General features: G+C 63.1%; 21 protein-coding genes. 15 read left to right on the forward strand and 6 right to left on the reverse strand.

Annotated features, from left to right (window positions below; all coding sequences use genetic code 11):
* The first annotated feature begins 54 nt into the window (after positions 1-54).
* Positions 55-2,835 (forward strand): rhamnan synthesis F family protein, encoded by a 2,781-nt coding sequence (locus tag GGR62_RS15730; RefSeq protein WP_326520268.1) that lies wholly within the window; start codon positions 55-57, stop codon positions 2,833-2,835.
* A 23-nt stretch (positions 2,836-2,858) separates the two neighbouring features.
* Here the strand turns inward: GGR62_RS15730 and GGR62_RS15735 are convergent, their stop codons facing one another.
* Together GGR62_RS15735 and GGR62_RS15740 are read right to left on the reverse strand one after the other, a co-directional pair.
* On the reverse strand, positions 2,859-3,497 hold the full coding sequence (locus tag GGR62_RS15735) for a CoA transferase subunit B (protein WP_184408797.1): 639 nt from the start codon (positions 3,495-3,497) through the stop codon (positions 2,859-2,861).
* Positions 3,497-4,228 (reverse strand): CoA transferase subunit A, encoded by a 732-nt coding sequence (locus tag GGR62_RS15740; RefSeq protein WP_184408798.1) that lies wholly within the window; start codon positions 4,226-4,228, stop codon positions 3,497-3,499. Before GGR62_RS15740 ends, GGR62_RS15735 begins: the two co-directional genes overlap by 1 nt.
* Before the next feature lie 135 nt (positions 4,229-4,363).
* On the opposite strand from GGR62_RS15740, the gene GGR62_RS15745 reads away from it, so the two are divergent.
* Together GGR62_RS15745 and GGR62_RS15750 are read left to right on the forward strand one after the other, a co-directional pair.
* A complete protein-coding gene (locus GGR62_RS15745) occupies positions 4,364-5,710 on the forward strand; it encodes a phosphomannomutase (RefSeq protein WP_184408799.1) in 1,347 nt (448 codons plus the stop codon).
* A 48-nt stretch (positions 5,711-5,758) separates the two neighbouring features.
* Complete coding sequence (locus GGR62_RS15750; RefSeq protein WP_184408800.1) at positions 5,759-7,162, forward strand: mannose-1-phosphate guanylyltransferase/mannose-6-phosphate isomerase; 1,404 nt, start codon at positions 5,759-5,761, stop codon at positions 7,160-7,162.
* Positions 7,163-7,279: 117 nt separating this feature from the next.
* Here the strand turns inward: GGR62_RS15750 and rfbD are convergent, their stop codons facing one another.
* The 4 genes from rfbD to rfbB are packed head-to-tail and all read right to left on the reverse strand — an operon-like array spanning position 7,280 to position 10,738.
* The gene (rfbD, locus tag GGR62_RS15755) at positions 7,280-8,188 is read right to left on the reverse strand and encodes a dTDP-4-dehydrorhamnose reductase (RefSeq protein WP_184408801.1); all 909 of its coding nucleotides are present in this window, start codon (positions 8,186-8,188) and stop codon (positions 7,280-7,282) included.
* Positions 8,185-8,742 (reverse strand): dTDP-4-dehydrorhamnose 3,5-epimerase, encoded by a 558-nt coding sequence (rfbC, locus tag GGR62_RS15760; protein ID WP_184408802.1) that lies wholly within the window; start codon positions 8,740-8,742, stop codon positions 8,185-8,187. Before rfbC ends, rfbD begins: the two co-directional genes overlap by 4 nt.
* The gene (gene rfbA / locus GGR62_RS15765) at positions 8,739-9,626 is read right to left on the reverse strand and encodes a glucose-1-phosphate thymidylyltransferase RfbA (RefSeq protein ID WP_184408803.1); all 888 of its coding nucleotides are present in this window, start codon (positions 9,624-9,626) and stop codon (positions 8,739-8,741) included. Before rfbA ends, rfbC begins: the two co-directional genes overlap by 4 nt.
* A gap of 56 nt (positions 9,627-9,682) precedes the next feature.
* Entirely contained in the window at positions 9,683-10,738 is a 1,056-nt protein-coding gene (gene rfbB / locus GGR62_RS15770; RefSeq protein WP_184408804.1) for a dTDP-glucose 4,6-dehydratase, read from the reverse strand.
* Positions 10,739-10,968: 230 nt separating this feature from the next.
* Here rfbB and GGR62_RS15775 point away from each other — a divergent pair, with 230 nt between their 5' ends.
* The 12 genes from GGR62_RS15775 (at position 10,969) to GGR62_RS15840 (ending at position 25,364) form a co-directional block, all read left to right on the forward strand.
* A complete protein-coding gene (locus tag GGR62_RS15775; protein ID WP_184408805.1) occupies positions 10,969-11,715 on the forward strand; it encodes an electron transfer flavoprotein subunit beta/FixA family protein in 747 nt (248 codons plus the stop codon).
* A gap of 94 nt (positions 11,716-11,809) precedes the next feature.
* Entirely contained in the window at positions 11,810-12,754 is a 945-nt protein-coding gene (locus GGR62_RS15780; protein ID WP_184408806.1) for an electron transfer flavoprotein subunit alpha/FixB family protein, read from the forward strand.
* Between the two features lie 15 nt (positions 12,755-12,769).
* Positions 12,770-13,765 carry a lysylphosphatidylglycerol synthase transmembrane domain-containing protein gene (locus GGR62_RS15785; protein WP_184408807.1) on the forward strand — a complete coding sequence of 332 codons (996 nt, stop codon included), beginning with the start codon at positions 12,770-12,772 and terminating at the stop codon, positions 13,763-13,765.
* A gap of 95 nt (positions 13,766-13,860) precedes the next feature.
* Positions 13,861-15,249, forward strand: a complete 1,389-nt coding sequence (locus GGR62_RS15790) for a UbiA family prenyltransferase (protein ID WP_184408843.1) — start codon at positions 13,861-13,863, stop codon at positions 15,247-15,249.
* The gene (locus tag GGR62_RS20960) at positions 15,249-16,550 is read left to right on the forward strand and encodes an FAD-binding oxidoreductase (RefSeq protein ID WP_221229270.1); all 1,302 of its coding nucleotides are present in this window, start codon (positions 15,249-15,251) and stop codon (positions 16,548-16,550) included. The genes GGR62_RS15790 and GGR62_RS20960 overlap by 1 nt, the downstream gene beginning before the upstream one ends.
* 2 nt (positions 16,551-16,552) lie before the next feature.
* Complete coding sequence (locus GGR62_RS15805; protein WP_184408808.1) at positions 16,553-17,281, forward strand: SDR family oxidoreductase; 729 nt, start codon at positions 16,553-16,555, stop codon at positions 17,279-17,281.
* Between the two features lies 1 nt (position 17,282).
* A complete protein-coding gene (locus GGR62_RS15810) occupies positions 17,283-18,227 on the forward strand; it encodes an NAD-dependent epimerase/dehydratase family protein (protein ID WP_184408809.1) in 945 nt (314 codons plus the stop codon).
* 14 nt (positions 18,228-18,241) lie between these two features.
* Positions 18,242-19,492: a hypothetical protein gene (locus GGR62_RS15815; protein ID WP_184408810.1), complete on the forward strand. Its 1,251-nt coding sequence runs from the start codon at positions 18,242-18,244 to the stop codon at positions 19,490-19,492.
* 231 nt (positions 19,493-19,723) lie between these two features.
* The gene (locus tag GGR62_RS21305) at positions 19,724-21,943 is read left to right on the forward strand and encodes a hypothetical protein (protein WP_260306166.1); all 2,220 of its coding nucleotides are present in this window, start codon (positions 19,724-19,726) and stop codon (positions 21,941-21,943) included.
* Positions 21,944-22,252: 309 nt separating this feature from the next.
* Positions 22,253-23,557, forward strand: a complete 1,305-nt coding sequence (locus tag GGR62_RS15830; RefSeq protein ID WP_184408811.1) for an NAD(P)/FAD-dependent oxidoreductase — start codon at positions 22,253-22,255, stop codon at positions 23,555-23,557.
* On the forward strand, positions 23,554-23,955 hold the full coding sequence (locus tag GGR62_RS15835; protein ID WP_184408812.1) for a GtrA family protein: 402 nt from the start codon (positions 23,554-23,556) through the stop codon (positions 23,953-23,955). Before GGR62_RS15830 ends, GGR62_RS15835 begins: the two co-directional genes overlap by 4 nt.
* On the forward strand, positions 23,952-25,364 hold the full coding sequence (locus GGR62_RS15840; protein ID WP_260306167.1) for a hypothetical protein: 1,413 nt from the start codon (positions 23,952-23,954) through the stop codon (positions 25,362-25,364). Before GGR62_RS15835 ends, GGR62_RS15840 begins: the two co-directional genes overlap by 4 nt.
* Positions 25,365-25,378: the final 14 nt, after the last annotated feature.

Raw genomic sequence — 25,378 nt, forward strand, 5'->3', positions numbered from 1 at the left:
GCGTAGCGCGTGATTAGCAGTCTCTCCAAACTCCTGGCTGCAGCGCGTCGCTCGGTGCAGCTCCATGGTGGCGGCTTCTCAGGCACCACTGCAGTGGCGCTACGGACGTTCAAGGTAATCCGCGCCCTCGGGATACGTGGTTTCGTGGAGCGCGTACGACTGGCAGGACGCAAGCAGCCGGCAGCGCCCCGTCTGTCGGACCAAGAGCCATTCGTCGCGCCCGTGCCCTTGTCGCAGCTGCAGTTAAACGTTGGCGTGATGGTGCACGTCTTTTATCCCGACCTCATCGACGAATTCGCACAGTCACTCCAACACATGCCGGTCGGCTATGACCTGCTGGTCTCTGTGATGGATGAAGCAGCCGCAGATCGCGCGCGCGCGCGTTTTTCCAAGCTGCCGCAGATCGAGAAACTCGATATACGCATCGTGCCCAACCGCGGCCGTGACATCGCGCCTTTGGTGGTGACGTTCCGCGAACAGATTCTTGCATTGGATGTGGTCGGCCATCTGCACACGAAAAAATCGCTGTATACAGGCAGCGAGCAAGGCCAGTGGCGCCGCTACCTGGTGTCGTCCCTGATGGGGAGCACCGAGCGCATCGCCTGGCAACTCGGCATGTTTCAGGCCGAACCACGCCTTGGCATGCTTTACCCTGAGAGCTACGGGCAGGTGCCGCTATGGGCACATACCTGGCTGAGTAACTTCGAGGTCTGTCGCACGCTGGCACAACGACTCGGTTTCGACATCAACGCTTCGGAGTACATCGATTTTCCCGCAGGATCGATGTTCTGGGCAAAGGTGGATGCATTACGGCCGTTGTACGCACTTGACCTTGAGCTCAAGGATTTTCCCGAAGAGCACGGCCAGATCGATGGCACCCTGCACCACGCGATGGAGCGCATGTTCGCGGCCATCGTGCGGCAGCAGCAGTATCGAATCGGCATATTGCCGCAAGACGGCACGCTGGCACTCAGCGGCGAAGGTGGGCGCAACTGGCAGGCCTCTTTCGAGACACCGATCGCCACGCGATTGACACTGTCTTCTCTTCAAGCTCGACTGGTGTCGTTGGACATCTTCGATACCTTGGTCGTAAGACCGTTCCTGTTCCCAGCAGGTGCCCGTGCCTATCTTGCCCACCTGGTGGCGCGCCAGTTCGGGGTCGAAAATTTTCTCCAACTCCGCGAACTTGCCGAGTCAAAAGCACGCCATCAACGTGGCACCGATGTCGATCTAGCGAGCATCTACACCACGCTATCGGGCCTAGCGGATGCGAGGGGACTTCCAATCGGCGCCCTTCAGGCATTTGAAGTGGCACTGGAAGCTAGATTGCTACGACCACGCAGCGGAGTGATTGCAGCAGCCACGCAGTTGCGGCAGCGTGGCATCCGCCTGGTTGCGCTTTCGGACATGTATCTGGATAGCACGTTGCTGCAACAGATCCTGCCACCCGAAGCGAGCGTACTGCCAGCTGCCTGGTATGTGTCCTGCGAGACGGGTTGGCGCAAGGATACTGATAGCGCCTGGCAGAAGCTGCCAGACATCGAAAACATCGAGACATCGCAGTGGCTGCATGTTGGCGACAACGAACACGGCGATATTCAGCGCCCACAGATGCACAACTTGTTGACACCGGTGCATGTGCTTCGCCCATCCGCGCTGCTGGAGGTAATTCCTGCATTGCGCCCGCTCAGGCCGTCATCAGGTGCGGCAACGCGGTGGCAGGATCAGTTGTGGCTTGGCCTACTGGCCAATCGGTTCGCCGATCTTGCCGACCGGCACCCGGACACGTTGATGCCGCTGCCGGTTCTTTCACCGGCATGTCTTGGCTACGTGGTCATCGGCCCGCTGATCTTCGATTATCTCGCATGGCTGATCCGCATGGCGAAGCACGCCACTATCGAAACAATCTTGTTTTTGAGCCGAGAAGGTCACCTGCTGGAACAGGGTTTTCAGCTAATAAGGCAAACCTCCCCTTCACTACAGCAGCTTCATGGCAAGTATCTGCTCGCATCGCGGCGGGGAACCGGAACACCCTCACTGCATGCACCAGATGATCTTGCATTGCTGCTGGACAGTACCTACACCGGCACGCTGAGCGACCTGATACAAGCGCGGCTGGGAGATGCTGCAGCACATATTCTGGAAGGTCGCCTGGGGCGCTCGGTCATGCAACGCGATGTCTACCTGCCGGAGATGCACGCCGAGCTTCTGGAACTCATGGCCCCAGCAATCAATGAACTGCTGGCGCTTGCCGAAACTGAAAGGACGGCTTACCTGCATTACTGGAAAGCGACCGCAGGTGACGGTGCTGCCATGGTGGCCGACATAGGTTACTCCGGCACCATCCAGGCCAATCTCACAAGATTGACTGGGCAGCCGCTGGGTGGCGCTTATTTTGCAGTGAATGGGCGCGCTACAAAGATCACTGCCCACAGCTGGGCCGCAGCGCGCTATTTTGATGGCCGCACCGAGGGGGATCCGGAGCAATCGACGATCCTGCGCCATGATCTGCTTCTGGAAACACTTCTCACGGCTCCCTCGCCGCAGTTCTCCTGTTTCACAGGCACCACCGAAGGTCCGACTGCGGTCTACGCCAGTCCTGAGCTATCGCCAGCGCAATGGGCGACCATCGCGCAGGTGCATGAAGGAGCGCTGGCCTTTATTGCAGATGTTTGTGCGGTTGCGCAGGACGAAAGCTACCTGCTGGACTTCGACCGGACTTCCGTCCAGATCCCACTGCAGTGCATCGGCTCCGGACGCTGGCAGGCGCCGTGGCTTGCGGACCTGCAACTCGACGACCGATTCACTGGGCGCGGACTGGTTAGCGCCGGATGACCTGGCGGCCATCCGGCCTCGCCTCACGGTTCAGGCGTCAGAATCGCCACACCAGTCTTCTGTTGCAGCTCCTTTAACTCCACCCCATCCGCCGCCTCCACCAACACCAACCCGGTATCGGTGACATCGAATATCGCCAGGTCGGTGATGATGCGATCGACCACGCCGACGCCGGTCAGCGGCAGGTCGCACGCGGGCAGGATCTTGTGGCTGCCGTCCTTGGCGAGGTGTTCCATCAGCACCACCACGCGCTTGACGCCGGCCACCAGGTCCATCGCCCCGCCCATGCCCTTGACCATCTTGCCGGGCACCATCCAGTTGGCCAGGTCGCCGCGCGCGCTGACCTGCATCGCGCCCAGGATGGCCAGGTCGATATGCCCGCCGCGGATCATCGCGAACGAATCGTGGCTGCCGAAATAGCTGGCACCGGCACGTGCGGTCACGGTCTGCTTGCCGGCATTGATCAGGTCCGCATCGACGTCTTCCTCGGTGGGAAACGGACCGATGCCGAGCAGGCCATTCTCCGATTGCAGCCACACGTCCACACCCTCGGGGATGTGGTTGGCCACCAGCGTCGGCAGGCCGATGCCCAGGTTGACGTAGGCGCCATCGGTCAATTCGCGTGCCGCACGTGCGGCCATCTGGTCTCTGGTCCAGGCCATCAGGGCTGTCCTTCGCGCACGGTGCGCTGTTCGATGCGTTTTTCCGGGGTGGCGTTGAGCACCAGCCGGTCGACATAGATGCCGGGCAGGTGCACCTGATCGGGATCGATCGCTCCTACTTCCACGATCTCTTCGACCTCGGCAATGCACACCTTGCCGGCCATGGCACAGGCCGGGTTGAAATTGCGCGCGGTCTTGCGAAACACCAGATTGCCGGCGGCATCCGCACGCCACGCCTTGACCAGCGCGACATCGGCCTGCAACGCGGTTTCCAGCACGTAGTGCTTGCCGTCGAACTCGCGGGTTTCCTTGCCCTGGGCCACGATGGTGCCGTAACCGGTGGCGGTATAGAACGCCGGAATCCCCGCACCGCCAGCGCGCAGGCGTTCGGCCAGCGTGCCTTGCGGGTTGAACTCCAGTTCGAGTTCGCCGGCCAGGTATTGCCGCTCGAATTCCTTGTTTTCGCCCACGTAGGACGAAATCATCTTGCGGATCTGCCGGGTGGCCAGCAGCTGACCGAGGCCAAAGCCATCGACGCCGGCATTGTTGGAGATCACGGTCAAGCCGCCGATCCCGCTGTCGCGCACCGCCGCGATCAGCGCCTCCGGGATGCCACACAGACCAAAGCCGCCGACCGCCAGCGTCTGGCCCTGGGCCAGCACCCCATCCAGCGCCGCCTTGGCATCGGCATAGCGTTTGCCGCTTGCCGCACCACGTCCACCATTGTTCATCACCGCCCTCGCCTTCGCTGATGGGAAACGGCCATTCTAGCCGCTGACTGTTGCCTGTCCCCGGAGACGGTTCCGCCACACCCAAGACACAACGCAGCCGCTAAACTCGGGTGTCCCCCACCCCAGGAATTGCCAATGACGCTACCAGCCTTCAAGGCCTACGATATTCGCGGCCGCGTGCCGGATGAACTCAACGAGGACTTGGCGCGCCGCATCGGCGTGGCGCTGGCGGCTCAGCTGGATCAAGGGCCTGTGGTTCTGGGCCATGACGTGCGCCTGGCCAGCCCCGGGCTGCAGGAAGCGCTCTCGGCCGGCCTGCGCGCCAGCGGCCGTGAGGTGATCGATATCGGCCTGTGCGGCACCGAGGAGGTCTATTTCCAGACCGATTACCTCAAGGCCGCCGGCGGCGTGATGGTCACCGCCAGCCACAATCCGATGGACTACAACGGCATGAAGCTGGTGCGCGAGCAGGCGCGGCCGATCAGCTCCGACACCGGCCTGTTCGCCATTCGCGACACGGTCGCGGCAGATACCGCAGCACCCGGCGAGCCCACTGCCAGCGAGCAAAGCCGCACCGACAAGACGGCCTACCTCGAGCACCTGCTCAGCTACGTGGATCGCAGCACGCTCAAGCCGCTCAAGTTGGTGGTCAACGCCGGCAACGGCGGCGCCGGCCTGATCGTCGACCTGCTCGCACCGCATCTGCCGTTCGAATTCGTGCGCGTCTTCCACGAACCCGATGGCAACTTCCCCAACGGCATCCCCAACCCGCTGCTGCCGGAAAACCGTGCTGCCACCGCCAAGGCGGTCCAGGACCACGGCGCCGACTTCGGTATCGCCTGGGATGGCGACTTCGATCGCTGCTTCTTCTTCGATCACACCGGCCGCTTCATCGAAGGCTATTACCTGGTCGGCCTGCTGGCACAGGCAATCCTGGCCAAGCAGCCGGGCGGCAAGGTCGTGCACGACCCGCGTCTGACCTGGAACACGGTCGAGATGGTGGAAGATTCCGGCGGCATTCCGGTGTTGTGCAAGAGCGGGCATGCCTTCATCAAGGAGAAGATGCGCAGCGAGAACGCGGTGTATGGCGGCGAGATGAGCGCGCACCACTATTTCCGCGAATTCGCCTATGCCGACTCCGGCATGATTCCGTGGCTGCTGATCGCCGAGCTGGTGTCGCAATCCGGCCGTTCGCTGGCAGACCTGGTCGAAGCGCGCATGCAGAAATTCCCCTGCAGCGGCGAAATCAACTTCAAGGTGGACGATGCCAAGGCCGCCGTTGCCCGCGTGATGGAGCATTACGCGTCGCTGTCGCCCGAGCTGGATTACACCGATGGCATCAGCGCCGACTTCGGCCAATGGCGTTTCAACCTGCGCAGCTCCAACACCGAGCCGCTGTTGCGTCTGAACGTGGAAACGCGCGGCGATGCCGCACTGCTGGAAACGCGGACGCAGGAAATTTCCACCCTGCTGCGCGGTTGATTCATCCCCTCCCCCACCCTTAGACGCACTTTGGAGTTTCCCCCGCCCATGAGCGACGTCCTTCCCATTATCCTGTCCGGCGGTTCCGGCACGCGCCTGTGGCCGTTATCGCGCGAATCCTATCCCAAGCAGTTTCTGCCGCTGGTCGGCGAACACAGCATGTTGCAGGCGACATGGCTGCGCTGCGCTCCGGTGGCTGCGCACGCGCCCATCGTGGTGGCCAACGAAGAACACCGCTTCATGGCCGCCGAGCAGTTGCAGCAGTTGGGCGTGAAGCCGTCGGCGATCCTGCTGGAGCCCAAGGGCCGCAACACCGCACCGGCCATTGCCGTTGCCGCGCTGGAAGCCACCCGCGACGGCGCCGACCCGCTGCTGCTGGTGCTGCCGTCCGATCACGTGATCCAGAACGAAGCTGCATTCCAGGCTGCGGTCACCCTGGCGGCCACTGCGGCCGAACAAGGCAAGCTGGTCACCTTCGGCATCAAGCCGACCGCGCCCGAAACCGGCTACGGCTACATCAAGGCGAGCGCAGGCACCGGCGTCAGCGCGGTGGAGCGCTTCGTCGAGAAGCCCGACCTGGCCACGGCACAGACTTATCTGGCCAGCGGCGAGTACTACTGGAACAGCGGCATGTTCCTGTTCCGCGCCTCGCGTTACCTGGAAGAGCTGCGCAAGTTCCACCCCGCCATCGCCGATGCCTGCCTCAAGGCCTGGCAAGGTGGCAAGCGCGATGCCGACTTCACCCGTCTGGACAAGGACGCCTTCGCGGCCAGTCCGTCGGATTCGATCGACTACGCGGTGATGGAAAAGACCGCCGATGCGGTGGTGGTGCCGTTGGACGCCGGCTGGAACGATGTCGGCTCGTGGTCGTCGCTGCTGGACGTGTCCGAGCAGGATGCCCAAGGCAACGCGCACCACGGCGACGTGATCCAGCTGGATTGCCAGAACACCTATGCCTACGGCTCGCGCCTGATCGCCATGGTCGGCCTGGAGAATGTGGTGGTGGTGGAAACCGACGACGCGGTCCTGGTCGGACACCGCGACCGCATCCAGGAGGTCAAGGACGTGGTCAGCCAGATCAAGGCTGCCGGCCGCTCCGAGGCGACCTGGCACCGCAAGGTCTATCGTCCGTGGGGTGCCTACGATTCGATCGACATGGGCCAGCGGTTCCAGGTCAAGCGCATCACCGTCAAGCCGGGTGCCACGCTCAGTCTGCAGATGCACCACCACCGCGCCGAACACTGGATCGTGGTGAGCGGCACCGCCGAAGTCACCCGTGGCGAGGAAGTGCTGCTGCTGACCGAAAACCAGAGTACCTACATCCCGCTGGGCGTGACCCATCGCCTGAAGAACCCGGGCAAACTGCCGCTGGAACTGATCGAAGTGCAGTCCGGCAGCTATCTGGGCGAAGACGACATCGTGCGCTTTGAGGACACCTACGGGCGGACCTGATCGTTCGCACGCAGGATGCGGCAATGTCCAAGCAAACAGCCGGGGATTCCCGGCTGTTTGCGTTTGCGGCGTTGATTGATCGGCGGCGCTACTGTCGCCATCGATCTTGTTGCGACGTTACTGCCTGGCAGCGACCAGTTCGGCAATCACGCGCTGCAGGCCAACCTGCCATTGCGGCAACACGATGTCGAAATCGCGCTGCAGTTTGTCGATCGACAACCCCGAATAAGCCGGCCGCTTTGCCGGCGTCGGATAGTCTGCCGTGGTGATCGGCAGCACCCGTGGCGCGCGCGACAACAGGCCCGCACCGACCGCTTGCGCGAAGATCGCTTCGGCAAAACCATGCCAGCTGGTCTGTCCAGCGGCAGTGAGGTGCCAGGTGCCCGATGTGTCGGGTGTGCGCTGCTGCAGCAATTGCGCGGTGACATCGGCAATCAAGGCTGCTGGCGTGGGTGTTCCGACCTGATCGGCAACGACGCGCAACTCGTCACGCTCGGCGCCGACACGCAGCATGGTGCGCAGGAAATTCGCACCGTGCGAGGCATATACCCAGGCCGTGCGCAGAATCAGATGCTGCGCGCCCGAGGCACGGATGGCGTCCTCGCCAGCGAGCTTGGTTTCGCCATACGCGCCCAACGGCGAGGTTGGCGCATCCTCCGGATACGGTGTGCTGCCCTGACCGTCGAACACGTAGTCGGTCGAGTAGTGCACCAACGGCACGTTGTTGGACGCGCACCATGCCGCGATGACGCCCGGCGAGGTCGCGTTGGCACGCATTGCGCTGTCGCGATCCTGTTCGGCGCGATCCACGGCGGTATAGGCGGCCGCGTTGACGATGCGCGAAGGGGCGATGCGGTCCAGCAACGCAGTCAGCGTCTCCGGGGCGTCGAAGTCGGCCGTCTCGCACTTGCTGCCGTCGGGCAGCATGCCGCTGCGCGTCGTCGCCGTTACCGCACCATCGACAGCCAGCGCGCGCAGCAGTTCGGTGCCGACCTGCCCATTGGCACCAAATACCAAGGTGGTCACGGTGAATACACCGGCAAGCGATCCACCGGCACATCGCCCAGGAACGGCGCATCGGCATCCTTGGCCGACAGCAATGGATCGCTGATCGGCCAATCGATCCCGATGGCGGCATCGTCCCAGCGCACGCCGGCATCGGCTTCCTTGACGTACACGTCGGTGCACAGATAACTGAACACGGCACGTTCGGACAACACCGCAAAGCCGTGCGCAAAGCCTTCCGGGATCCAGAACTGCTTCTTGTTTTCCGCACTCAGCACAACGGCCGCCCATTGACCGAAGTTGGGCGAACCGTGGCGCACGTCGACAGCGACGTCGTACACCTCGCCTTCAAGCACGCTGACCAACTTGCCCTGTGGGCGCGGCCACTGGTAATGCAAACCACGCAGCACGCCTTTGGCGGAGGTGGAGACATTGCTCTGCACGAACTGGGTCGGCAAGCCATGCTGACCGAAGCGTTCGGCATTCCACGTTTCGAAGAAATAACCGCGCGCATCGCCGAACACTGCCGGCTCGATGACGACGCAGCCCGGTAGACGCGTTTCGATCACTTTCAAGGCACAACTCCTCGTACGGCCAACTCGTGCAGATACTTGCCATAGCCATTTTTCAACAGCGGTGCGGCCAGGCGCTCCAGCTGCGCTGCATCGATCCAGCCCTGACCGAATGCGATTTCCTCCGGGCAGCAGACCTGCAGGCCCTGACGCATCTGGATGGTTTCGATGAAATTGGCCGCCTCGTGCAACGACTGATGGGTGCCGGTATCCAGCCACGCGTATCCGCGCCCCAATGGCTCAAGGTGCAGCTCGCCAGCGTCCAGATAGCAGCGATTGAGATCGGTGATTTCCAGCTCGCCGCGCGGCGAGGGCTTCAACGCAGCCGCATAATCGCTGGCCTTGCCATCGTAGAAATACAGCCCGGTGACCGCGTAGTTGGAACGGGGCTTTTCCGGCTTTTCGGCGATGTCGATGACCTTGCCTTGCTGATCGAATTCGGCAACGCCGTAACGCTCCGGGTCATTGACCCAGTAGCCGAACACGGTCGCGCCCTGCTCGCGCGCATCGGCGCGGCGCAAGGTCTCGGTCAAGCCGTGACCGTGGAAGATGTTGTCGCCCAACACCAGGCAGCTCGGTTTGCCATCGACAAAATCGCGGCCGATCAGATAGGCCTGCGCCAACCCGTCCGGGCTGGGCTGCACGGCGTACTGGATGTTGACGCCCCACTGCGAGCCGTCGCCCAGCAATGACTGGAACAACGCCTGCTCATGCGGTGTATTGATGATCAAAATGTCCCGGATACCGGCGAGCATCAGCACGCTCAGCGGGTAATAGATCATCGGCTTGTCGTACACCGGCAGCAGCTGCTTGCTGACGCCCTTGGTGATCGGGTACAGGCGCGTGCCGGAGCCGCCCGCCAGAATGATGCCTTTACGTTGTGTCATCAGGTATGTCCTGTTGAGGCCCGCGCACGCATGCACGGGCACTGGCTAGGGTTGCGTTAGGCGGCAGCGCCGATCCGTTCCAGCCGATAGCTGCCATCCAGCACGCCCTGCACCCACGCCTGGTTGGTCAGGTACCACTGCACCGTCTGCGCGATGCCTTGCTCGAAGGTATACGCCGGCTCCCAGCCCAGGTCGTTCTTCAACTTGGAGGCATCGATCGCATAGCGACGATCGTGCCCGGGGCGGTCGGTGACGTAGGTGATCTGGCTGGCGCGCGGCTTGCCGTCTTCGCGCGGGCGATGCTGATCCAGCAGCGCGCAGATCGCCTGCACGACCTCGATGTTCTGCCGCTCGGAATTGCCGCCCACGTTATAGGTCTCGCCCACCTTGCCCTTGGCCAGCACGGTGCGGATCGCCTCGCAGTGGTCGCTGACGAACAACCAGTCGCGCACCTGCTTGCCATCGCCGTACACCGGCAGCGGCTCGCCGGCCAATGCCTTGGCGATGACCAGCGGAATGAGTTTTTCCGGGAAGTGGTACGGGCCGTAGTTGTTGGAGCAGTTGGTGGTCAGCACCGGCAGCCCGTAGGTGTGGTGGAACGCACGCACCAGATGATCCGACGCGGCCTTGGAGGCCGAATACGGCGAGTTGGGCGCATACGGGGTGGTTTCGGTGAACTTGCCGGTCTCTCCGAGCGTGCCATAGACCTCGTCGGTGGACACGTGCAGGAAACGGAAGTCATCGCGGCGCGTGCCCGGCAGCGCCTTCCAATAGTCGCGCACCGCCTCGAGCAGGGCCAGGGTGCCGACCACATTGGTCTGGATGAACGCGCCGGGGCCTTCGATGGAGCGATCCACATGGCTTTCGGCCGCGAAATTCAGCACCGCATCCGGCTGATGCTCCTGCAACAGGCGGGTCACCAGGGCGCCATCGCCGATGTCGCCCTTGGCGAAGACGTGGTTGGCATTGCCTTCCAACGACGCCAACGTGTTCAGGTTTCCCGCATAGGTGAGCGCGTCCAGATTGATCACGCGGATCCCGCGGGAGACTGCCTCAAGAACAAAATTGCCGCCGATGAAGCCGGCACCGCCGGTTACTAGCCAAGTCGCCACTGTCTACCCCTCCTGGTCGCGCGCGCACCGCGCGGCGTTTTCAAACCACACAGGATATACGGTCTGTGCGATATCGGACTTAAGCGGAGCCAGACGGATGCATGCAGCTGTTGCATCGCAGCATCCATACGCCATCGCATGGTGCGCCCTGCCCGGTTAGAATGACGCCACTACCCGGGCCTGCCGCCGCGGCCGGGCCTTCCCGCAATAGCTGAAGGATCACGTACACGATGAAAATCCTCGTCGCCTACAAGCGCGTGGTGGACTACAACGTCCGCATTCAGGTCAAGCCGGATGGCTCCGGCGTGGTCACCGAGGGCGTCAAGCTCTCGCCCAACCCGTTCGACGAAATCGCGCTGGAAGAGGCGCTGCGCCTGCGCGACGCCGGCATTGCCACCGAAGTGGTGGTCGCCACCCTGGCGCCGGCCGATGCTGCCCCGCACCTGCGCAACGGCCTGGCCATGGGTGCCAACCGCGCCATCCATGTGGTCACCGACGCCGCCATCCAGCCGCTGACCGCCGCGCGCACCCTGCTCAAGCTGGTCGAAAAGGAGCAGCCGGACCTGGTCATCCTGGGCAAGCAGGCCATCGATGACGACGCCAATCAGACCGGCCAGATGCTGGCCACGCTGTGGGGCCGCCCGCAGGCGACCTTCGCCGGCAAGCTGGTCGTCGCCGACGGCAAGGCCACGGTGACACGCGAGGTCGATGCCGGCCTGGAAACCCTGGAAGTGGACCTGCCGGCGGTGATCACCACCGACCTGCGCCTGAACGAACCACGCTTCATCAAGCTGCCGGACATCATGAAGGCCAAGAGCAAGCCATTGGAAACACTGGCATTTGCCGACCTCGCCGTCGATGCACACGACAGTCTCAGCACCACGCACTACGCCGCCCCGGCCAAGCGCAGCCGTGGCGTGATGGTCAAGGACGCCGCCGAACTGGTGGCCGCACTCAAGCAGAAGGGGCTTTTGTGAGCGTCCCTGACCGAGAGCCCGTCCGCCCCTGGCCGGACCTCTCAATGCCGAAGCCAGCGTCCCCCAAGCGTCCCATGATTGAAAGGACACTCTGATGTCTAAGATTCTCGTCGTCGCCGAACATCTCAATGGCCAGCTCAATGCGGCCACCGCCAAGACCCTCAGCGCTGCGCTGGCGGTAGCGGCCGACTCCATCGATATCGTCGTGCTGGCGGCAGATCCTGCGGCCGTTGCCGGCCAAGCCGCCCAGTTGGCGGGCGTCGCACGCGTGCTGACGGTGGCAAACGCCGCCAACGAACATGCCATCGCGCAGGTGCTGGGGCCACAGATCGCCCAGCTTGCCGGGCAGGGCTACAGCCATGTCTTCGGCCCCTCCACCACCTTCGGCAAGGATCTGATGCCGGTGGTGGCTGCGCTGCTGGGCGTAAACCAGATCTCCGACCTGATGTCGGTCGAAGATGCCCGCACCTTCAAGCGCCCGATCTACGCCGGCAACGCGATCATCACGGTGAAGGCGCCGGACGACCAGATCGTGGTGGCCACCGTGCGCAGCGCCTCGTGGCCGGAAGCGGCAACCGGCGGCAGTGCGGCAATCGAATCCGTTGCGATCGACGCCTCGCTGCCAACCCACACCCGCTTCGTCGGCCTGGCCGCCGGCAACTCCGATCGCCCCGACCTGCAAAGCGCCAAGCGCGTGGTCTCCGGCGGCCGCGGCGTTGGTTCTGCCGAGAACTTCCAGCACATCTACAGTCTGGCCGACAAGCTCGGCGCCGCCGTCGGTGCCTCGCGCGCGGCGGTGGACGCAGGCTATGTGCCCAACGAGTTGCAGGTCGGCCAGACCGGCAAGATCATCGCCCCCGAGCTGTACGTGGCCATCGGTATCAGCGGCGCGATCCAGCATCTGACCGGCATCAAGGACGCCGGCACCATCGTGGCGATCAACAAGGACCCGGAGTCGCCGATCTTCGAGATTGCCGATATCGGGCTGGTCGGCGATCTTTTCACGCTGTTGCCGGAGCTGGAGACTGCGCTGGGCTGAGGCCCGCCGGCTGCAATGGCTTTTTCTTCGCCTCCCAGCGTCAACGGTGCCGCCAAGATGCGGCACCGCCTGGATTATCTGGCCGCCTTCGTGCTGGTGTTGTGCGCCGGGTACGTCGCCACCCTGCTGTGGGTGGATCATGGAAACGGCACCTTTTCGCGGCTCGGCGATGTCTGGGAGTTGATGTCGCTCGCGGTCGTCCCGGTGTCCATCACCTATCTGTTCCGCTACTGGCGTTGGCGCTGGCTGCTGCGTCGCAAGGGGCATCGCGTACCGGTCGTGCGCGGCCTGACCGGCTACCTGGCCGGCTTCGCCCTGACCGCAACGCCCGGAAAAGCCGGCGAACTGTTGCGGATTCGCTATTTTGCGCGCATGGGTATTCCGGCCGAGCGCACGCTGGGCGTCTTCGTGTTCGAGCGTGCGTCCGACCTGCTGGTCATCCTGTCGCTGTCCCTGCTGGCCGCACCGGTGTTCCCCACCCTGGGCGCCCTGGTTGCCGTGGTGCTGGGATTTGTCTGCGTGTTGTTCGGCGCAGCAGCCTGGCCCGCACTGCTCGATCGCTGTGCACGCCTGACCGGGCATGTGCCTGGTCGTTGGTTGCGGCGCCTGCTCCGTTTCGGTCTGGCGGCAGCGCTGGAACTGCGGAGCTGCCTGGATCTGCGCGCCTTCGGGCAAAGCATGCTGGCAGGATCGATCGCCTGGGGGCTGACATCGGCGGTCTTCGTCGGATTGTGCGCAGGGATGGGCTTGCCGCTGGATCCACTGGTCGCGTTCGGCATCTATCCGTTGGCGATGCTGATCGGCGCGCTGTCGTTCGTTCCCGGCGGCGTCGGCACCACCGAACTGGCCATCGTGCTGATGCTCGATCGGCTCGGGATCCCCACCGCAGATGCCATTGCCGTCGCGGTCGCTGCACGCCTGGTCACGCTCTGGTACGCGATCCTTGTCGGCGCATTGGCCATGTCGATTGCCGAATTCGCCTCACGAGAGCAAGCAGGGCTGATCGACTAGGTATAATCGCGGCCCCGCAATGGATCGCCAGGTCTTCGATGTCCGTCCCTCCCAACAGTTCCACTCGTCCGGTTGTTTCGGGACGCGCCTTGTGCGTGGATCTGGATGGCACGCTTCTGAATTCGGACATCCTCTATGAGTCGGTGCTCGCGTTGCTGGCGCGTAACCCGCTGTATGTGTTCCTGCTGCCGCTGTGGCTGTTGCGCGGCAAGGCGGCGCTGAAGCGCGAATTGGCGTCGCGCGTGTCGTTGCCCGCCGAGACGCTGCCCTACAACCCGCAGGTGCTGGAGCTACTGCGTACCACCACACAACGCCCACGGGTGCTGTGCACCGCGTCCGACGCGCTGTTGGTCCAGCCCATCGCCGAGCACCTCGGCCTGTTCGAACAGGTGATCGCCAGCGACGGCAAACGCAATCTGTCCGGCCGCAACAAGGCAGACGTGCTGGTTGAGACGTTTGGCCAGGGCAATTTCGATTACGCCGGCAACGGCAGCGTGGACCTGCACGTGTGGGACAAAGCCGGCGGCGCCTGGGTCGTCAACAACGGCAGCGCGCTGGCCAAGGCTGCCGCACAACGCACGACCGTGCATGCGCACTGGCCTGCTCCGTCGCGCGGCGGTGCCTGGCTCAAGGCCCTGCGGCTGCATCAATGGTTGAAGAATCTGTTGGTGTTCGTCCCGCTGCTCACCGCGCACCGCTTCCTGGATCTGGAATCAGTGGTGCAATCCACGATTGCACTGGTGGCCTTCGGGCTGTGCGCCTCCGGCGTGTATGTTCTCAACGATCTGCTCGACCTGACCCCCGACCGCCAGCATCCGCGCAAGCGCAAGCGGCCGTTCGCCGCTGGCCGACTTCCCTTGTTGCAAGGCCTGCTTGTCGCTCCCGCGCTCACCATCGCCGGATTACTGCTTTCATTGGCCTGCAGCGTCGAATTCACGTTCGTGCTGCTGGCCTATTACGTGATGACCCTGGCGTATTCGCTGCGTTTGAAGCGCATCGTGATGATCGATGTGGTGTTGCTTGCAGCGCTGTATACCGTGCGCATCATCGGCGGCGCGGTGGCCATCGGCGTCGAACTGTCGTTCTGGCTGCTGGCATTTTCGATCTTCATCTTTTTGTCGCTGGCGCTGCTCAAGCGCTACACCGAATTGCATGCCATGTTGAGCAGCGGCAAGACCAAGGCCAGTGGGCGCGCGTACTCGGTCGAGGATCTTTCGATGCTGCAGTCGATGGGCGCGGCTGCCGGCTACATCGCGGTGATGGTGATGGCGCTGTACATCAACAGTCCCGAGAGCGTGGAGCTCTATCGCAATCCCAAGCTCCTGTGGCTGGTGTGCCCGGTGCTGCTGTACTGGGTCAGCCGGGTCTGGATCGTCGCCCATCGTGGAGAGATGCACGATGACCCGATCGTGTTCGCCGCCACCGACCGGGTGAGCCAGATCGTTGTCGTGCTGTGCGGGTTGTTCGCCCTGAGCGCCATCTGATGGCCGCGGGGCAGTCCTGGGGGCGCTATCCCAGAGCACACCAGACACTGCTACCGGTCTACGATCGCGCCGCACCTCTACCGGCATTCGATGGCCAGGCCCTGCCTCGCGGCAATGGACGCAGTTATGGCGACAGTTGCCTGAACCCGGATGGCGCACTGTTGTGCGCGCGCGAGCTTGATCGCTTCATCGCCTTCGATCCGGCCACTGGCGTGCTGCGTTGCGAAGCCGGTGTCACCCTGGCCGACATCATCGAGCTGGTGCTGCCACAGGGCTGGTTTCTGCCGGTCACGCCGGGCACACGCTATGTGACCGTCGCCGGTGCGATCGCCAATGACGTGCACGGCAAGAATCATCACCGTACCGGCAGCTTCGGCCACCACCTGCGCGCATTCGAATTGCTGCGCAGCGATGGCGAGCGCCGCCTCTGCACGCCGGACGATGCCGATGGCTGGTTCGCAGCCACGGTGGGAGGGCTGGGACTGACCGGCCTGATCACCTGGGCCGAAATTCAACTACGCCGCGTCGCCAGCCCGGCGCTGGAAACGGAAACCATCCGCTTCGGCTCGCTCGATGAGTTCTTTGCGTTGTCGGCGGCATCGGCCGACAGCCATGAATACAGCGTCGCCTGGATCGATTGCCTGGCCAGCGGCAAGGCGCGCGGCCGCGGGCATTTCACCCGCGCCGATCATTGCACCGGGCTTGCCCAGGAGCGGCCGACATCCCCGGGCAAGGGCCTGTCCATGCCGATCACGCCGCCGATGTCGTTGGTGAACAAGCTCTCGCTGCGGCCCTTCAACACGCTCTACTACTGGCGCCAGCCCGCACCGCGCAAGCGCGCTGTCAGTCATCTGCTGCCGTTCTTCTATCCGCTGGACGGCATCCGCGACTGGAACCGCATGTACGGACCCGCCGGCTTCCTGCAATACCAGTGTGTGCTGCCGCCGAACGCCTCCCGTGATGGCGTCGACGCGTTACTGGGTGAAATCGCACGCAGTGGTAGCGGCTCGTTCCTGGCAGTGCTGAAGGAGTTCGGCAACGCACCGTCGCTGGGCATGCTGTCGTTTCCCAGGCCGGGCACCACGCTGGCACTGGATTTCCCCAATACCGGTCCCGAGGTGTTCAGCCTGCTTGAACGCCTTGACCGCGTCGTCGACGAGGCCGGCGGTGCTCTGTACCCTGCCAAGGACGCCCGTATGGCTGCGCATTCGTTTCAGCGCGCCTATGGCCGCTGGCGCGAATTCAGGCGTTATCTCGATCCACGTTTTTCTTCCGGCTTCTGGCGCCGGGTCACGGAGTAGACATGCAACGCGTCCTCATCATCGGGGCCACCTCGGCCATCGCCGAAGCAACCGCCCGACGCTATGCCGCACGCGGGGCGGCCATCCACCTGCTTGGCCGACAGGCAGCCCGCCTGGAGACCATCGCGGCGGACCTGACCACACGCGGCGCCAAGAGCAGCATCGGCGTCCTCGACGTCAACGACAGCGCACGTCATGGCGAAATACTGGACGCCGCCTGGGCAGCACTTGGTGGCGTTGATGTCGTGCTGATCGCACATGGCACGTTGCCCGATCAGGCAGCCTGCAACGCATCGGTCGAACTGTCGCTACGCGAGTTTGCGACCAATGGCACGTCCACGATCGCGTTGTGCGCGGCAATCGTGCCGCGCTTGACCTCGGGCGCCACGCTTGCGGTGATTTCATCGGTCGCCGGAGACCGCGGCCGCGCCAGCAACTATCTTTATGGCAGTGCGAAAGCTGCGGTGAGTACTTATCTGAGCGGACTCGGCCAGCACCTGCGCCCGGCCGGGATCAATGTACTCACGATCAAACCCGGTTTCGTTGATACGCCGATGACCGCCGCCTTCAAGAAGGGCGCGTTGTGGGCCAAGCCAGACCAGATCGCCAAGGGCATTGTGCGCGCCGTCGATGGCCGCCGCGCCGTGGCCTACCTGCCGGGCTTTTGGTGGGCCATCATGTTCGTCATCAAATCCATTCCCGAATTCATTTTCCGCAAGATCAAGCTCTGACATGACCGACAAACACGCCAAGATCGTCATCACCGGTGCCGCGGGACTGGTTGGACAGAACCTGATCGTCGAGCTTGAACAGCAGGGTTACACCCAGCTGGTGGCAATCGACAAACACGCCCATAACCTGCAGATACTGCGCGAGCTGCACCCGGCGGTGCGCGTGGTGCACGCGGATCTGGCCGAGCCCGGCGACTGGGCGCGCGAGTTCGAGGGCGCCGCCTGCGTCGCCCAGCTGCACGCGCAGATCACCGGCAAGACCACCGAGCTGTTTACCCGCAACAATCTGGTGGCCACTTCGCACGTGCTCGACGCCTGTCACGCGGCCAACATTCCGTACCTGGTCCACATCAGTTCCTCGGTGGTGAACTCGGTGGCCAAGGACGACTACACCAAGACCAAACGCGCGCAGGAGGAGATGGTGGTCGCCAGCGGACTGCGCCACTGCGTGCTACGCCCGACCCTGATGTTCGGCTGGTTCGACCCCAAGCACCTGGGCTGGCTGTCGCGTTTCATGGCCAAGACGCCAGTATTTCCGATTCCCGGCGACGGCAAGTTCATGCGCCAACCGCTGTACGAGCGCGACTTCTGCCGCTGCATCGCCAAGTGCATCGAACGCGAGCCCGACGGCGAGGTCTACGACATCGTCGGCGACACCCGGGTGGACTACGTCGACATCATCAAGACGATCAAGCGGGTCAAGAAGCTGCATACCCTGATCGTGCACATCCCGATCGGGTTCTTTGCCTTCCTGCTGCGGGTGTATTCGCTCTTCAGCTCCAAGCCGCCGTTCACCGCCGACCAGCTCAAGGCGCTCAGCGCGGGCGACGACTTCAAGGGTATCGACACCGAAGCGGTATTCGGCGTACGCCAGACGCCGTTCGAAGACGCGATCCGGGAGAGTTACACCGATCCTCGGTATAGCCGCATCGTGCTGCAGCGTTGAAGAGCCCAACGTCGATGAACGCGCGCAGCGACTACAGGATCGGGCTGAGGAGATACGACCTCGGCCTCTTCTTCCTGGCCTTTGCCCTGGTCTGCCTGAAAGCCAATGATGCCCTGGCGCATCCTCAGTTGTGGGCGGAAGACGCCGTTCTCTTCCTGAAAGACCAGATGGAGCAGCAGGGCCTGCTGCTGTTCAGGCCGTACGCAGGCTATCTGCACGCCGCGCCGCGGTTGGTGGCATGGGTGGCTTCTTTCGTCAGCGCGGCATACACACCACTTATCTACAACGGCGGCGCGATCGCGATTGCCGCCGGATCGATTTTCATCTGCGCAAAGAACCTGCGCCCGTTGATTCCGCCGTATCTGGTCCTGGGCGCGTTCTTGCTCACTCCCACGAATGGGGAAGTGTTCGGCACGATCACCAACATCCAATGGTTCCTGCAGTTTCCCCTGATCACTTACTGCTTCATCGCCCCGAAAGCCAGCCATCCGATTACCGGACACGCGCTCAGGGGAGTCCTTGCCGTCGCCGCGTTGACTGGCCCTTTTTCGATCATCTGCATTGCGCTGATGGCGCTGAGCTTCTTTGGCTTTCTCGTCCTGCGCGTCACCAAGCGCTCGAATCTGCTCGCCATTGCTACCGCATACTTCGAACAGCGCGACTTCACTGCATGGGCGATCGTGGCGGCGTGTGCGGTGATCCAATTGTCATTCGTGTACACATCGGCGCCCAGCCATCCCCAGACCACATCCCTCGCCCACCTGATCGTCGGCTCGCTCGGGCAAGCGGCGCCATTGCATATCCTGGGTTATAACCCGCTTCGCCCGGTGTACTGGCCGATCGGTTACACCGCAGTTGGCGCATACATCCTGTTTTTCAGCAAACTCTTCCCGGCGGCCCGTATTGGCGTGTTTCTCGCCCTGGCTTTCGCCATCCTCGAAGTCTTCGCCGCAGCCCACAAGTTCACCGTCGAGCCGATGCTGTCGCTGCTTCACGGCGACCGCTATTTCTTCGCGTTGAAGATCGTGTTCTGGTGGACCGTCTTCATCTGCCTGAAAGACCTGTTTGGCAGCGAACGGCAAGGCGCCAACTGCACGCTGCTATTGCTGCTGTTTATCTGCCTGTTGAACAAGGACCACATGTTGCGGCCACGCTTTATCGACTACGGACCCGCCGCAGAACTGCGCAAACTCGACCAACCGGGCTCGCATACCATCAAGTTCAATCCGGAGGGCTGGGAAGCCACCATCACCACGAAGGAATAACGCCTGTCCCACCGGGAAACCGGAATACGCGCATGCGCCATTTCCACGATGGTCGCTGCGCAGGCGGGGACAGTGGGCAGGAAGCGACACCGAGTTGAGTGGCGCTTGCATGGGAGCATGTGCCAATACACGCACGGGGGCGCGCTGCGTACAACGTTACTTTCATTGACTGTATATTTATTTTTGGCGGATGCATGCCGGCTCCGCCTCCAAATGCCGCCGGGAAAACCAATGCTTCGCACGCTGTGCGATGGCATCCGCGCGCCCCTTGCCAGAGCGCTTGCTCCCTTCTTTTTCGAAGAAAAGTCTATGTTCCGCCTATTTCGTAAGTGGCATGCCGTTGCCGTCCTGAGCATGTTGCTGCTCGCCTGCCAGCAATCGCCACGCCCGGGCCTCTTGCAGGAAGGTGGCTGCCCGCCGAAGCAGTCTCCCTATCTCAAGCAGGCGCCGAGCATCGACGGGCGTATCACCTACTGCGACCAGGGCGACGCTTCCACTGGCGAAATCAGGACAACGGCATACCCCGCCGGGACACGGCGCGTCACCGTGATGATGGCGGGATATCCCGATACCGAGGGCGTCCGCATCCTGGCGGTTGCCACCGACGGCAGTTTCACTTCGGCATTGAAGGCGGACAAGATCGGGGAGAGCTGGAAGCCGGTCACCTTCCAGTTGCCCGAGGCGGCCCAGGCGCACGCGTTCTACCTTCGGCTCGTCGACGACGCGACCGGCACATTCGGCTGGGCAGGCATGGGCTTCGATCGTGCCGGCCTGTCCACAACCCTGCCTGCCCACGCGCTGCCGATGGCATTGGCGATCCTGACCGCGCACCTGTGGCTGATCCTCGCCGGCTGGCTGCTGCCCCGAACATGGACGGTGCCGGCGCGCGTGCTGTGCGCGGTCCTGGCACTCGGTGCGGCATCCGGGTGCGTCATTGCGGGCTACATCGCATCTCCCCTCCTCGGCGGAATCATCGCCTACGGCGCTGCCGCGCTGCCGCTGCTTGCGTTGCCGCTGCGGCTGCGGCTGCGCCGGGTGCCGGCGCCGATGGCCGAGGTCGCCGCACTGCACCGCTTCTTCTTTCCCTCGTTCCTGCTGGCATTGCTGATTCTCTGGATCGGCCTCTATCCGTTTTCATGGGACGGGCAGGACTGGCAGATCGCCGCCAATCGTTGGCGGAATCTGCCGATGGATTCGTGGCTGCCCCTTGTCTTCGCCAATATGGTCCAAGGCGGCCGCCTGGACGTGCCGATGATCGGAGACTGGCTGAGCAGCGATCGGCCGCCGCTGCAATCGGGCCTGTACCTGCTTTTCTCTCACACCTGGCTACCGAAAGGCGGCTTGATCTATCAAGCCCTGTCGACCTGGGCACAGGCACTGGTCGTCGTGCCGCTGCTCGTCCTGGCTGGCACGCTGCCGCAGCGTTCGCAACGGGCCGCGATCGTGTTCGCGCTCGCACTTTCCCCGCTGGTGCTGCTCAACGGCCTGTTCGTATGGCCCAAGCTCTTCGCGGCGACGTTTTGCGCCATCTTCCATATCGCCCTGTTCGGACCGGCCAGCATCGCCAGGCCGGCGCGCTGGGCGATGGCCGGGCTTGCGGCAGCCTTGGCCATGCTGTCGCATGGCGGAGCGCTGTTCGCCCTGGTCGGATCCACGGCCGCCTTCCTGCTACTGAAGCGCGGACAAGCATTGCCAGTGCTGATCAAGACAGGCGCTCTTGCCGTGGCGGCCTACCTGCCGTGGGTCGCCTACCAGCGCCTCATCGACCCGCCAGGCGACAGACTTTTGAAATGGCATTTCGCCGGGCACATCCCGGTCACTCAGGATTCGTTCCTGCACGTTCTGCGTGCGGCCTATGCCGATCTTGGACTCGGACAATGGCTCGCTGGGCGCGCCTCCAATCTAAACAGCCTGATGCACGGTAGCTTCAGCTTTTTTGGCGACGCAGCGGCATTGTTCTGGAATCGCAGCCCGGCTACGATCGCCACCGTCGTCGAGAACAGCTTTTTCTACGGCGCGTATTCGATGTGGTTCGCGTCGCCGCTGTGGCTGCTGCCCTGTGTCGTCTATGCGTTCGCCAAACGCCGCAACCTGCGCCCGGTGCGGTTTCCCTCCGACCTGGCGCTCGCCGCCGCCCTGTCGTTCCTGTTCTGGATCCTGGTGATCTACGAGCCTGGGCAGACGGTCATCCATCAGGGCGCCTACTTCAGCTTCCTGATGAGCATGCTGGTGATCCTGCTCATGCTGGCTCAATGCTTTCCGCCAGCGCTATATACCGTCGTCGCGCTCAACGTCGCGGTCGCTGCACTTGCCTATGCATTCGACAGGCCCCTCGACGGAGTGTCCTCTGCAATCCATCTCGGCGCCACGCTGGCACTGACCGTTGGCTTGCTCGCCGCCTGCTGGCTGGCTTCACCGGAAACGATGGACGACGAGCGTCGTCGGTGTTGATGCCATCATTGGAGGGCCGCTGTTCGCGCTTGAGTCGACGTCGATAGCCCGTTTCAGGGTCTTGCCGACTCCAGGATTGCGTCCGGTGACCACGGCGTGGGACGGCTGGTTCCTGTTCGGACTGAGAGCAGCCACGCCGCTGATCCTGGCCTTTTACGCCGGGCGCGCTCCATCTGGCATCTCTAGCCCCGCGGACCCAACGCGCCCCGCCACCGCATCACCCACGGCGATGACACGCTAAACTTGTCTCCTGCCTGCCGCGCCACCCACTGACTCTGGCGCCGGCGACCCTCTACTGAAGCCAATGACATGACCTCTAAGAAGAACTACGCGATCGTCGGCGCCGGCCCCATGGGCCTCATGGCGGCCGTTCGGCTCCTCGATGCTGGCCACAGCGTGGATATCTACGAACGCGACGACCGCATCGGAGGCATGTCCGCCACCTTCGATTTCGATGGCCTTCCCATCGAGCGCTACTATCACTTCATCTGCAAGACCGACGATCCGCTGTTTGCCCTGCTGGACCGTTACGGCCTGTCCGAGAAGCTGCACTGGACCGATACCAAGATGGGCTATTTCTACAACGGAAAGCTCTACAAGTGGGGAACGCCGTTCGCATTGCTCGGCTTCCCGCATCTTGGACCGATCAGCAAGCTCCGCTACGCCTTGCACGTCATGTATACCAAAGGCATCAAGGACTGGACGGCGCTGGACAAGGTCAATGCGACCACGTGGATCCGCAAGTGGATCGGCGACAAAGCGTACGACGTGATGTGGAAGGATGCATTCCGGCTGAAATTCTTCGAATACAAGGACAATCTGTCCGCCAGCTGGATCGGTACGCGCATCAAGCGCATCGCATTGTCGCGGCGCAGCCTCATGCACGAAAGCCTGGGCTACCTGGATGGCGGCTCGATGACCCTGCTGGACAAGATGGCCGCAGACATCACCTCCCGCGGCGGTCGCATTGTGCTGTCGCAGGGCATCGATGAAGTCGTCAGTGAAAACGGCAACGTCAGCGGCGTCCGCGTCGGCGGCCAGTTCCTGGCCTACGACGGCGTGGTCTCGACGGCCCCCATCCAATACGTGCCGGCGATGGTGCCTGGCCTGCCGCCCGATTTCAGCGCCCAGATCCGCGCCATCGAAAATATTCCGGTCGCCTGCGTCATCCTGAAACTGAAGCAGGCGGTCAGCGAAAATTTCTGGATGAACATCAGCGACCCCAACATCGCAATTCCGGGCGTAATCGAATACAGCAACCTCAATCCCACCACGCCGCCGGGGCAGAAGATCCTGTACGCCCCGTTCTACATGCCAAAGACCCATCCGAAATGGAGCATGAGCAACGAAGCGCTGATCGAAGAGGTGCTTGGCTATCTGCCGAAGCTGAATCCGTCATTCCAGCGCGACTGGGTTCTGGCAACCCACTGCCATCGCTATGAATTCGCGCAGACCATTTGTCCGCCAGGATTCCAGGATCGCCTCCCGGCGATGCGGACTCCACTGAACGGGTTTTTCATGGCCGACACTGCCTATTACTATCCCGAGGACCGTTCGATCTCCGAGAGCCTGCAAGCAGCGGACCGCCTGGCAGAAGCCGTGCTTCGCGCATGACATCGCGCAAGTTCGTCAAGTTCCTGCTGGCAGGAGGAACCGCTGCCGCCGCCAACTTCGGCTCTCGCATCCTGCTTGGCCATGTCATGCCGTACACAGGGTCGATCGTGGTGGCCTACCTCATCGGCATGCTCACCGCGTTTGTGCTCAACCGCATGTTCGTCTTCGAGGCAGCCAGCACCGGACTGAGGCATCAGGCCATCTGGTTCACGCTGATCAATATCGCTGCTGTGCTGCAGACGCTCGCCTGCAGCTTGATCTTTGCACGCTGGATTTTCCCCGCGATGGGCATGCGCTTTCATCCTGAAACGCTGGCGCACGCGATCGGCGTCGCGGTACCCGTCTTCACCAGCTACTTCGGCCACAAGGCACTGACCTTCAAAGAGCGACCGGCATGAACGCTGTCGCCATGCACCATGCAGGCCACAGCCCTGCCCATAGCCGGCCCTATCCGGCCTGGTTGATCGCTGTGGCAGTGGGCCTGATCGCACTCGTCGCACGCCTGCTTTACATCCACTACTTTGCCGTCAGCATGCCGTTCTGGGATCAATGGGACGCGGAAGGCGACCATCTGCTCAAACCGCTGCTGTCGGGCTCGCTAGGTTGGGCTGAGCTGTTGCATGCGCACAACGAACATCGGATTCTGCCGACCAAGTTGGTGACGCTGGCGAGCTACCTCGCAACCGGGCAGTGGAACAACATCTACGAGGCCAGGATCAGCGCGGCGATCTACGCAATGATTCCAGCCATTCTGGTCTGGCACGGCATGCGCATCGGCCCCTCGCTGCGCTCACGCTTTTTGTTGATCGCGGTGGCGATCTGCGCGGCGGTTCTGCCCTACTCTTGGGAGAACTTCCTGGTCGGCTTCCAGAGTCAGTTCTACTTCCTGATCCTGTTTGCCGTCCTGGCTGTCTCGCTCGCCGCATCGATGCACGATAATATCATCGCCATCGGCGGCGTTGTCGTGCTCTCCGTGCTCAGCGTGCTCACGATGGCATCGGGCCTGCTGACGCCGGTCGCAGCGGCGCTCACCTATACGCTGGCCGCCTGGCTACTGCCCGGGCGCAGGTGGCCGTCCGTCCTGGCCATTTGCTTGCTGATGGCAATCGCCGTGCTGGCGTACAAAAGTATGCCGATCATTCCCGAGCATGCCGTGATGCGCGCGCAATCCGCGCTCGAGCTGCTCGGCGGACTGACCCGCGTGTTGAGCTGGCCGGTACGCGGCATGCACGTGCCTGCACTGCTAGTTTGGCTTCCAGGGGTGCTCGGCCTGGGATTGACGCTCTATGCGCGACCAGCCGGCAAGTCGGACATTACGATGGCCGGCTTGCTGGCCTGGGGCGGACTACAGGCCGCCGCCATCGCCTACGGCCGCGGACACGACCTGGTGGAGCTGTCCCCGCGCTATACGGAGATTCTCATTCCGGGGTTGTTTGCAAATGCCTGGTTCGCCATCCGCCTGGTGCAACTCCGTCATACCTTTCCTGCACTACTCCAGCGCGGCGCTTATGCGGTTGCAGCACTTTTTATGCTCACCTTGTTCGGTGGCTGGGCAGAGCGATTCCACGTCGATATGGAAGCGCTGCGCGCGCGCCACGAAGCCTCGCAGGCGCAGGCGCAAGGCGTGCTGTACTACGTCGCCTCCAAGGATGACGTCACCTTCGAAAGCGGGCAGTTGCCGCTGCCTTATCCCAATTCGCAGCGGCTACACCAGCTGCTGCAAGATCCGTATCTACTGCAGGCGCTTTCCGGCAGCGACCGGCCCAGGCCGCTGGACAGCTTCACCTCGCCGAACGACCTGCACTAGGGGCGGCTAGCGCC

The sequence above is a fragment of the Xanthomonas sp. 3075 genome, from assembly GCF_014197275.1.
Lineage (GTDB): Bacteria > Pseudomonadota > Gammaproteobacteria > Xanthomonadales > Xanthomonadaceae > Xanthomonas > Xanthomonas campestris_B.

What these genes read in the sequence shown, in the direction of transcription:
- GGR62_RS15735 (WP_184408797.1), bottom strand. Translation starts at nt 3,497, where the DNA reads ATGGCCTGGACCAGAGACCAGATGGCCGCACGTGCGGCACGCGAATTG.
- GGR62_RS15740 (WP_184408798.1), bottom strand. Translation starts at nt 4,228, where the DNA reads ATGAACAATGGTGGACGTGGTGCGGCAAGCGGCAAACGCTATGCCGAT.
- GGR62_RS15745 (WP_184408799.1), top strand. Translation starts at nt 4,364, where the DNA reads ATGACGCTACCAGCCTTCAAGGCCTACGATATTCGCGGCCGCGTGCCG.
- GGR62_RS15750 (WP_184408800.1), top strand. Translation starts at nt 5,759, where the DNA reads ATGAGCGACGTCCTTCCCATTATCCTGTCCGGCGGTTCCGGCACGCGC.
- rfbA (WP_184408803.1), bottom strand. Translation starts at nt 9,626, where the DNA reads ATGACACAACGTAAAGGCATCATTCTGGCGGGCGGCTCCGGCACGCGC.
- GGR62_RS15775 (WP_184408805.1), top strand. Translation starts at nt 10,969, where the DNA reads ATGAAAATCCTCGTCGCCTACAAGCGCGTGGTGGACTACAACGTCCGC.
- GGR62_RS15780 (WP_184408806.1), top strand. Translation starts at nt 11,810, where the DNA reads ATGTCTAAGATTCTCGTCGTCGCCGAACATCTCAATGGCCAGCTCAAT.
- GGR62_RS15785 (WP_184408807.1), top strand. Translation starts at nt 12,770, where the DNA reads ATGGCTTTTTCTTCGCCTCCCAGCGTCAACGGTGCCGCCAAGATGCGG.
- GGR62_RS20960 (WP_221229270.1), top strand. Translation starts at nt 15,249, where the DNA reads ATGGCCGCGGGGCAGTCCTGGGGGCGCTATCCCAGAGCACACCAGACA.
- GGR62_RS15805 (WP_184408808.1), top strand. Translation starts at nt 16,553, where the DNA reads ATGCAACGCGTCCTCATCATCGGGGCCACCTCGGCCATCGCCGAAGCA.
- GGR62_RS15810 (WP_184408809.1), top strand. Translation starts at nt 17,283, where the DNA reads ATGACCGACAAACACGCCAAGATCGTCATCACCGGTGCCGCGGGACTG.
- GGR62_RS15815 (WP_184408810.1), top strand. Translation starts at nt 18,242, where the DNA reads ATGAACGCGCGCAGCGACTACAGGATCGGGCTGAGGAGATACGACCTC.
- GGR62_RS21305 (WP_260306166.1), top strand. Translation starts at nt 19,724, where the DNA reads ATGCTTCGCACGCTGTGCGATGGCATCCGCGCGCCCCTTGCCAGAGCG.
- GGR62_RS15830 (WP_184408811.1), top strand. Translation starts at nt 22,253, where the DNA reads ATGACCTCTAAGAAGAACTACGCGATCGTCGGCGCCGGCCCCATGGGC.
- GGR62_RS15835 (WP_184408812.1), top strand. Translation starts at nt 23,554, where the DNA reads ATGACATCGCGCAAGTTCGTCAAGTTCCTGCTGGCAGGAGGAACCGCT.
- GGR62_RS15840 (WP_260306167.1), top strand. Translation starts at nt 23,952, where the DNA reads ATGAACGCTGTCGCCATGCACCATGCAGGCCACAGCCCTGCCCATAGC.